The 8675-nt window shown below is 70.0% G+C and carries 5 protein-coding genes; 2 read left to right on the top strand and 3 right to left on the bottom strand.

The window, feature by feature from the left end:
• Window positions 1–662: alpha/beta hydrolase (locus tag ETD85_RS64115; RefSeq protein WP_206059534.1), on the top strand; the 662-nt coding region annotated here is incomplete at its 5' end.
• Here ETD85_RS64115 and ETD85_RS57210 read toward each other — a convergent pair.
• A complete protein-coding gene (locus ETD85_RS57210) occupies window positions 640–2658 on the bottom strand; it encodes a molybdopterin-containing oxidoreductase family protein (protein ID WP_138698223.1) in 2019 nt (672 codons plus the stop codon). The two genes, ETD85_RS64115 and ETD85_RS57210, sit on opposite strands and share 23 nt — an antisense overlap.
• 228 nt (window positions 2659–2886) lie before the next feature.
• Here ETD85_RS57210 and ETD85_RS57205 point away from each other — a divergent pair, with 228 nt between their 5' ends.
• A complete protein-coding gene (locus ETD85_RS57205; protein ID WP_138698222.1) occupies window positions 2887–5259 on the top strand; it encodes a lysylphosphatidylglycerol synthase transmembrane domain-containing protein in 2373 nt (790 codons plus the stop codon).
• Between the two features lie 3 nt (window positions 5260–5262).
• Here ETD85_RS57205 and mgrA read toward each other — a convergent pair whose 3' ends face one another.
• Both mgrA and ETD85_RS57195 read right to left on the bottom strand, forming a co-directional pair.
• A complete protein-coding gene (mgrA, locus tag ETD85_RS57200; RefSeq protein ID WP_138698221.1) occupies window positions 5263–6249 on the bottom strand; it encodes an L-glyceraldehyde 3-phosphate reductase in 987 nt (328 codons plus the stop codon).
• Complete coding sequence (locus ETD85_RS57195) at window positions 6246–8336, bottom strand: S9 family peptidase (RefSeq protein ID WP_138698220.1); 2091 nt, start codon at window positions 8334–8336, stop codon at window positions 6246–6248. The genes mgrA and ETD85_RS57195 overlap by 4 nt, the downstream gene beginning before the upstream one ends.
• Window positions 8337–8675: the final 339 nt, after the last annotated feature.

The following is an 8675-nucleotide window of genomic DNA, read 5'->3' as shown; positions in this document are numbered from 1 at the left end:
CGCCGCCCCCTGCCGGCCCCAGCCGGTCCGGCGCCCCCGCCACCGTCACGGGCCCCAACGTGTCCGGGTGCTACGACCAGCGGGCCGGCAAGATCTTCAAGCACTCCGGCGGCCTGCCGGGGGTGATCGGCGGCACCGGCGCCACCGGAGTGGTGATCACCTACGAGCGCCGCGGCAACGTCTGCACCTGGCGCCCGCTCTTCGACCGCCTGACCGGCGCCGGCTACCGCGTGCTCGTCTACGCCAGGAGCTCGGCCGGCTTCCCCGAGGACACCGCGGTCGCCATGGCCAAGCGGCTGGCCAGGGAGCCGGGCGTCGAGCGGCTGTTCCTGGTCGGCGGCTCGATCGGGGCCACGACCGCCGTCCCGGCCGCCACCAGGCTCGGCGCGAAGGTGGCCGGTGTGGTCGCCCTGTCAGGCGAGATCGACGCGAAGGACGCGGCCGCGCTGACCGCCCCGCTGCTCCAGATCGGCTCCGAGCACGACGACTACGGCGGCGCCGGCGACCTGGAGGCGGCCCGCGCCGCGGCCGTCCGGGCCCCGGACAACGAGGTGCTGGTCATCCCGGGGGAGAGCCGGCATGCCTCGGCGCTGTTCGGCACCCCTCACGCGGCGCGGATCCTCGACCGGATCGAGGCGTTCATGGACCGGCACAAGGGCTGATCTCGACCAGGTTGTCGTGGAAACCGGGCCCCTTGCCCATGTCGCCGTCCCGCTCGGCCACGACGGCGTTCGGGTTGGCGCCACCGGGGGTGAGCTTCGGCCAGCGGCCCTTCGGCGAGGCCACCACCCCGGCCGCCACCCGGTCGCTGATCTCCACGTCGGCCTGGAACTCGCCGCCCGCGTTGTGCACGCGTACGCGCTGGCCGCCGACCAGCCCGCGCGCCGCCGCGTCGGCCGGGTTGACCAGGACCACCGGGTCCTTGGCGCGCCGCCGCAGCTCGGGATTGTTGCCGAAGGTCGTGTTGAGGAAGGTGTGCGACGCGGGCGTGATCAGCATCAGCGGGTACGGAGAGTGCCCCACCGTCCTGGCGGCGTGCGACGGCACGTACGCCTTGCCCGCCGGCGGGAAGCGCAACCGGCCGGACGGCGTCGGGAAGCCCTCGGCGAACGGCGTGAAGGGCTCCGGGTAGTTCATCCGCACCCAGCCCTCCTTGCGCAGCCGGTCGAGCGTGACGCCGTCCAGCGAGGGATGCCCGCTGGACAGCAGCTGCTCGGCCAGCTCCAGATCGGAGTCGAACAGCGACGGCTCGGTCATCCCCATGTGCGCCGCCAGCCGGCGGAACGTCTCCGTCGTGGACAGGCACTCGCCGGGCGGCGCGACGGCGGGCTCGTTCCACAGCAGGTACAGGTGGCCGTACCCGGCGTGCAGGTCCTGGTGCTCGGTCTGCATGGTCGCGGGCAGCACGATGTCGGCGTAGTCCACGGTGTCGGTCGGGAACTGCTCCATGACCACGGTGAACAGGTCCTCGCGGGCGAGCTGCCGCCTGATCGCGTTCGCGTCGGGGGACGAGCCGGCCGGGTTGGCCGCGTACACCCACAGGCATTTCACGTCGTCGGCGAGCTGCGAGGCCAGCTTGGTCATGACGAGCGTGCGCACCGGCTTGTCCAGCAGGTCGTAACGCATGTCGATGTTGAAGTGGACGTGGTCGCTGGTGGAGTAGGCGACGCCGCCGCCCGGGTGCCGCCAGTCGCCGGTGACGCCGGGGATCGCGGCGATCGTGCGCAGCGCGCTGCCGCCGCCCTCGTGCCGCTGGAGGCCCTGCGTCGCGCGGATCGCGGTCGGGCGCGTGTGGGCGAGCCTCATCCCCAGCCTGTGGATGTCCTCGGCGGGAATGCCGGTGATCTCGGCCACCCTCGCCACCGGGTGCTCCAGGATCTCCTGGCGGAACTCCGCCCAGCCCTCGGTGTGCTCGGCCAGGAACTCCTCGTCCTGCGCGTTCTGCGCCAGCACGACGTTGAGCAGCCCGAGCGCGAGCGCGCCGTCCGTGCCGGGCCGGATGGGCAGGTGCTCGTCGGCCTGGTCGGCCGTCCTGGTGCGAATCGGGTCGATGGCGACGACGTACGCGCCGTTCGCCTTCGCGTCCTGGATGAACTTCCACAGGTGATGGCCGCTGGTCAGCGGGTTCGTGCCCCAGAGCAGGATCAGCCTGGACAGCGCGAAGTTCTCCGGATCCATGCCGGCCGAGGTGCCGTTGGCCCGCCTCAGCCCGCTGCTGCCGGCCGCCGAGCAGATGTTCAGCCAGTGCTTGGAGGCGCCCAGCATGTTCCAGAACCGCCGCCCGGCCACGCCCTCGCAGCCCTGCAGATAGCCGAGCGTGCCGGTGCCCAGGTAGGGCCAGATGGCCTCGCCGCCGTGCTCCTCGACGATGCCGCGCAGCCGCGTGGCGATCTCGTCGAGCGCCTCGTCCCACGTGATCCGCTCGAACTGGCCCGAGCCCTTCGGCCCGACGCGGCGCATCGGGTGGAGGATGCGGTCGCCGGCCCGGCTGTGCTCCAGGTAACGATTGACCTTCACGCAGAGTGCGCCTCTGGTGTAGGGCTGGTCGGGGTTTCCCCGGAGTTTGACGGCCTTGCCGTCCTCGACGGTGACCACCCAGGAGCAGGTATCCGGGCAGTCCAGCGGACACGCCCCCAAAACCCTCAGTTCGCCCGACATGGCACACAGCCTACGTCCACTGCCAGGCACAACGCGTGAGGCGGAATTCCGGGGTGAAGGTCGGCGACGCCAGCGTGTAGCCTGCCCGATGCGACGACTGCGGGGACGATTGAGGACACTGGAAGCCAGGAGATCGTACGGTCCGGCCGGGAAGGTGCAGAATCGCTGTCGGTGGCCGAAATCAGGGAACGAGATGACACGGAGGACCTCTCGGAGGGGGATCCAGCCGTGGCTGACGCACGCGCGGACGGCATCTACGTCGTAGAGCCGCTGCTGCCTCAGCGGCTTCGCCGTCCCTCCGACCTGCTGCGTTTCTTCGCCACGCTGATCGTTCTCGGCGCGGTCATCCTGCTGGCCCTGGTGGCCAAGCAGACCCTCATCGGCCTGGAGGCCGACGTCAAAGAAGGCGCGGAGCTCGTCCCGCTGCTCAGCCGGATCGCCGCGTTCCTCGGCGGCGCGGCCGTGCTCATCGTGCCCGCGGCCTTCGCGGTCGAGCGTGTCTTCCACCGTGACGGCCTGCGCGTCGCCGAAGGGCTGATCGCCGCGATCATCGGCATGGCCGGGTCTTTCCTGCTCGGGCAGTGGCTGGTCGCGGGCAACGTCGACGACCTGCGCGTGCTGCTGACCGGCGACCGGGACATCGAGCCGGTCAACACGCTGCTCACCTCGGTGATCGCCTACGCCACCGCCGTCCGCATCTCGCGCCGGCCCACGTGGCGGATGCTGATGTGGACCACGATCGCCCTGTACATCCTGGCGTTCTTCTCCGGCCGGCAGATCACGATCCCGAGCGCCATCGTCACGGTGCTGGTCGGCATGGCCATCGGCTACGCCACCCTCTACGGCGTCGGCAGCCCCAACACCAGGCCGCCCGGCGGGGCCGTGGTCGCCGCGCTGCGCAAGCTGTCGTTCTCGCCGGTCTCGGCCCGCCGCATCGAGGACGACCACCAGGGCAGCCGCCGCTACGCCATCGGGCTCAAGGACGGCAGCAGCCTCGACGTCACCGTGCTCGACCGCGACCTGCAGGTGGCCGGGCTCCCGTACCGGCTGTGGCGGCGTATCAGGCTCAACTCCGAGACCAGGCGACGGGCCATCAGGTCCCTGCGGGCCGAGCTCGAACGCGAGGCGCTCATGGCGTACGCGGCCCAGGCGGCCGGGGCCAGCACGCCCAGGCTGCTGGGCACCAGCGAGATCGGCACCGAGGCCGCGCTGCTCGCCTACGAGCACATCGAGACCCGCCCGCTCGACGAGGTGCCGGACGCCGAGATCGACGACAACCTGCTCGCCCAGATCTGGGAGCAGGTCGAGCTGCTGCAGATCCAGCGCCTGGCGCACCGGCGGCTCACCGGCGACAGCATCCACCTCGACCGCGCGGGCCGCGTCGTGCTGACCGACGCGCGCAGCGGCGAGATCGCCGCCGGCGACCTGCTGCTCAGGCTCGACGTCGCCCAGCTGCTCACCTACCTGTCGCTGCGCGTCGGCTCCGAGCGCTCGGTCCGGGCCGCGGCGGCCGTGCTCGGCCCCGACGCGCTGGCCGCCGCCATGCCGCTGCTCCAGCGCATCGCGCTGACCAGGGAGACCCGCTCAGCGCTGGCCAAGGCCAAGAACGTCCTGCCCGGCATCCGCGAGCAGATCGTGGCGCTCAAACCGCAGGGCAAGGTCGACGAGGTACGCCTCGAACGCTTCAAGCCGCGCACCCTCGTCACGATCATCGCCAGCACGCTGGCCGCGTACTTCCTGCTCTCCCAGCTCAGCCAGGTCAACGTCTACCAGGTGGTGACCACGGCCAACTGGGCCTGGTCGGGGCTGGCGCTGGTCGCCTCGTTCATCAGCTTCGTGGCCGCCGCGCTGATGCTCAGAGGGTTCGTGCCCGAGCACCTGCCGCTCTGGCGCACGGTGCTCGTGCAGTTCGCGGCCTCGTTCGTCAAGCTCGTCGCGCCCGCGGCGGTGGGCGGCGTCGCGATCAACACCCGCTACCTGCAAAAACGCGGCATCTCGCCGTCCAGCGCGGTGGCCAGCGTGGGGGCCTCCCAGCTCGTCATGCTGATCTTCCACATCGCGCTGCTGCTGCTGTTCGCCTACATCACCGGCTCCAACACCAACACCGCGTTCACGCCGTCGCGCGGGCTCGTCCTGGTGCTGCTGGCGGTGGCGCTGCTGGTCGTGGTGGTGCTCGGGGTGCCGCCGCTGCGCAGGTTCGTCACGGCGCGGATGCGCAGGCTGTTCTCGAACGTCCTGCCGCGCCTGCTCGACGTGCTGCAGTCGCCGCGCAAGATGATCGAGGCCTGCGCCGGCACCCTCATGATCACCATCGCGTTCGTGGTCTGCCTGGACGCCTGCGTGGCGGCGTTCGGCGGCGAGCTCAGTTTCACCGCCGTCGCCGTCGTCTACCTCACGGCCAACGCGATCGGCTCGGCCGCGCCCACTCCCGGCGGTCTCGGCGCGGTCGAAGGCGCGCTCGCGCTGGGGCTGACCGTGGCCGGACTGCCGGCCGAGCTGGCCACCTCCGCCGTGCTGCTGCACCGGCTGCTGACGTTCTGGCTGCCGGTGCTGCCCGGCTGGGCCTCGTTCACCTACCTCCAGCGACACGAGGCCCTGTAGCCGTCACCCGGCGGCGCTGGTGATCTTGTCGATGGCCTGGAGCTCGTCCTCCGTGAAGGCCGGACCGTCCACGCAGGCCACGTTGTCCTCCAGCTGCCGCACGCTGCTCGCGCCGATCAGCACGCTCGTCACCCGCGGGTCCCTGAGCGTCCACGACAGCGCCATCTGGGCCAGCGTCTGGCCACGGCCCTTCGCGATCTCGTTGAGCGAGCGCGCCAGGTCGCGGTCGATCCGGTCCTCGCTGAGGAACCTGCTCGTCGCCGCCCGCGAGTCGGCCGGCACGCCGTCGAGGTAGCGGTCGGTCAGCAGGCCCTGCGCCAGCGGCGAGAACACGATGCAGCCCATCCCCGACTCCTCCAGCACGTCCAGCAGCCCGTCCTCGATCCACCTGTTGATCATCGAGTAGGACGGCTGGTGGATGAGCAGCGGAGTGCCCAGCTCGCGCATGATCCGCGCGGCCTGGGTGGTCTGCTCGGCGGAGTAGTTGGAGATGCCCGCGTAGAGCGCCTTGCCCGAGCGCACCGCCCGGTCGAGCGCCCCCATGGTCTCCTCCAGCGGGGTTCCGGGGTCGGGCCGGTGGCTGTAGAAGATGTCCACGTAGTCGAGGCCCATGCGCTGGAGCGACTGGTCGAGGCTGGCCAGCACGTATTTGCGCGAGCCCCACTCTCCGTACGGGCCGGGCCACATGTCGAAGCCGGCCTTCGTGGAGATGATCAGCTCGTCCCGGTAGCCCGCGAAGTCCTCGCGCAGGATCCGGCCGAAGTTCCGCTCCGCCGAGCCGTACGGGACGCCGTAGTTGTTGGCCAGGTCGAAGTGCGTCACCCCGAGGTCGAACGCGCGGCGCAGGATCGCCCGCGAGTTCTCGATCGGCCGGTTGTCGCCGAAGTTGTGCCACAGCCCCAGCGACACCGCCGGCAGCTTGAGCCCGCTGCGGCCGCTGCGGTTGTACGGCTGGCGCTCGTAGCGCTGGTCGTCGGCGTGATATGTCATGACGTGCCCCTCTCGATGATCCAGGAGAGCGCGAAGGCCTCCTCGCGCCAGGCGTCGTAACGCCCGCTGCGACCGCCGTGCCCGGCTCCCATCTCGGTCTTGAGCAGGAACGGCCCTCCGCTCGCCGTCGCACGAAGCCGCGCGATCCACTTCGCCGGCTCGTGGTACAGCACGCGCGTGTCGTTCAGGCTCGTGATCGCCAGGATCGGCGGGTACGGCCTGCCGTCCACGTTCTCGTACGGCGTGTAGCTCTTCATATACGCATAGACGTCCGGGTTGTGCAGCGGGTCGCCCCATTCGTCCCATTCGATCACGGTCAGCGGGAGCGACGGATCGAGGATGGTGTTGAGGGCGTCCACGAACGGCACCTCGGCCACCACGCCCGCGAACTCCTCGGGGGCCAGGTTCGTCACCGCGCCCATCAGCAGGCCGCCGGCCGAGCCGCCCCTGGCGATGATCCGCTCGCTCCAGCCGCTCGCCTTGAGATGCCTGGCCGCGTCCACGAAGTCGGTGAACGTGTTGCGCTTCCTGGTGAGCTTGCCGTCCTCGTACCAGTGACGGCCCATCTCGCCGCCGCCCCTGACGTGCGCCACGGCGAAGATGAACCCGCGGTCCAGCAGCGACAGCCGGGGGATCGAGAAGCCCGGGTCGATGGAGGTCTCGTAGCTGCCGTAGCCGTAGAGGACCGTGGGGGCCGGCTTGCCGGTGTCTTTCCGCTTCACGATCGAGATCGGGATCTTCGTGCCGTCCGCGGCCGTGGCCCATTCGCGGAACTGCTCGTAGTCGGCCGGGGTGTAGCCGCCCAGCACCGGGCGCTGCTTGAGCAGGATCAGCTCGTGCGTGTCGAGCTCGTAGTCGTACACGCTGGGCGGGGTGACCATGCTCGTGTAGGCCAGCCGCAGCCGCGTGGTCGTGAACTCGGGGTTGCCCGCCGGGCCGACGTCGTAGAGCGGCTCGGGGAAGTCGATCTCGTACGCGTTCCGCTCGGCGGCCTCGGCCCGTACGCGCCAGTCCGGCTCCGCGCTCCCGTAGGGAAGCACGCGCAGGCCGGTCAGCCCGTCGCGGCGGAAGTGCACCACGGCGTGGTCGGAGAACGCGTCGATCTCCAGGAGCCTGGTGTCCGCCCGGTGGGGGATCAGCGGCGTCCACGTGCCGGGGTCGTCGAGCGGGGCCGTGGCCAGCTCGAAGTTCTCGGCGTTCTCGTTGTGGAGCACGTAGAAGAAGTCGTCCGCGTGCTCGACGCCGTATTCGACGCCGGTCGTGCGCGGGCGCACGACCCTGAACTCGCCCGTGGGGTCGGAGGCGTCGAGGATGCGCACCTCGCTGGTGATCTTGCTGCCCGCGCCCAGCACCAGGTAACGCTCGCTGCGGGTCAGGCCGATGCCGACCCAGTAGCGCTCGTCGCCCTCCTCGTAGACCAGCACGTCCTCCTGGGTGCCCAGGGTGTGCCGGTAGACCTGGAACGGGCGCCAGGCGTCGTCGACCCGGGTGTAGAAGAACGTCGAGCCGTCGGCCGACCAGGCGCCGCCGTAGAAGATGTCCGTGATCTCGTCGGGCAGCAGCTCACCGGTCTCGAGGTTCTTGAACCTCAGCGTGAAGCGCTCGTCGCCCTTGTAGTCGGTGGAGTAGGCCAGCATCGTGCCGTCGGGCGAGACGGAGCTGGTGCCGACCGAGAAGAACGCGCTGTCGCCGGCGAGCTCGTTGCCGTCGAGGATCACCTGCTCGCGGTCGAGGCGCGCGCCCGGGGTGATCTCCGGCGGCGCGTCGCTGTCGGCCGGCACCCGGCAGGAGACCGCGTACTGCTTGCCCTCCTCGGTACGCGTGAAGTACCACCACGCGCCCTTGCGGCTCGGGACCGACAGGTCGGTCTCCTGGGTGCGGCCCTTGATCTCCTGGAACACCTGCTCCTGGAGGTCGGAGAGGTGAGCGGTCTCCTGTTTGAGAAAGTCGTTCTCCGCCTCCAGATAGGCGGTCGTGTCGGGATCTTCCTTGTCGGACAGCCAGGCGTACTCGTCGATGACGGTGTCACCGTGATGGGTGCGCTCAGTCGGGACCTTCTTCGCCACTGGCGGCGTGTAGCTGCTCACGTGGGGAGTCTATGTTCGGCCGTGATCGTTCTGTGGCCTGGAAGATGACGAACGCGTCCCGAGCGGTCGGAGGCGCTGCTAATCTTTAGGAGCCGACGCAGTGCGGCGCAACCCACCTCCGTCACTCCGGTGACTTTGGTGTGTTGCGACCCTGCAGCTGGCAATCCCTTGAGACTCGCGGGTCTGGAGATCGGTTCGCAAACCGGTCGAGCGGCTGGTAAGTTAGAGGGGTTGTCCCGGAAACGGGGCAGAGCTTAATTCCCGCAGGTCGAGCAAGTCCGGTCAATTTGACAGAGACTGGAACGGCTGAAAGAATTAAGACACAACGAAAGAACGCAG

The sequence above is a fragment of the Nonomuraea zeae genome (assembly GCF_005889725.1).
GTDB classification, from domain to species: domain Bacteria; phylum Actinomycetota; class Actinomycetes; order Streptosporangiales; family Streptosporangiaceae; genus Nonomuraea; species Nonomuraea zeae.
The sequence above is the reverse complement of the archived record's forward strand: the minus strand, read 5'-3'. Positions and strand labels throughout refer to the sequence as shown.

What these genes read in the sequence shown, in the direction of transcription:
- ETD85_RS57210 (WP_138698223.1), bottom strand. Translation starts at nt 2,658, where the DNA reads ATGTCGGGCGAACTGAGGGTTTTGGGGGCGTGTCCGCTGGACTGCCCG.
- mgrA (WP_138698221.1), bottom strand. Translation starts at nt 6,249, where the DNA reads ATGACATATCACGCCGACGACCAGCGCTACGAGCGCCAGCCGTACAAC.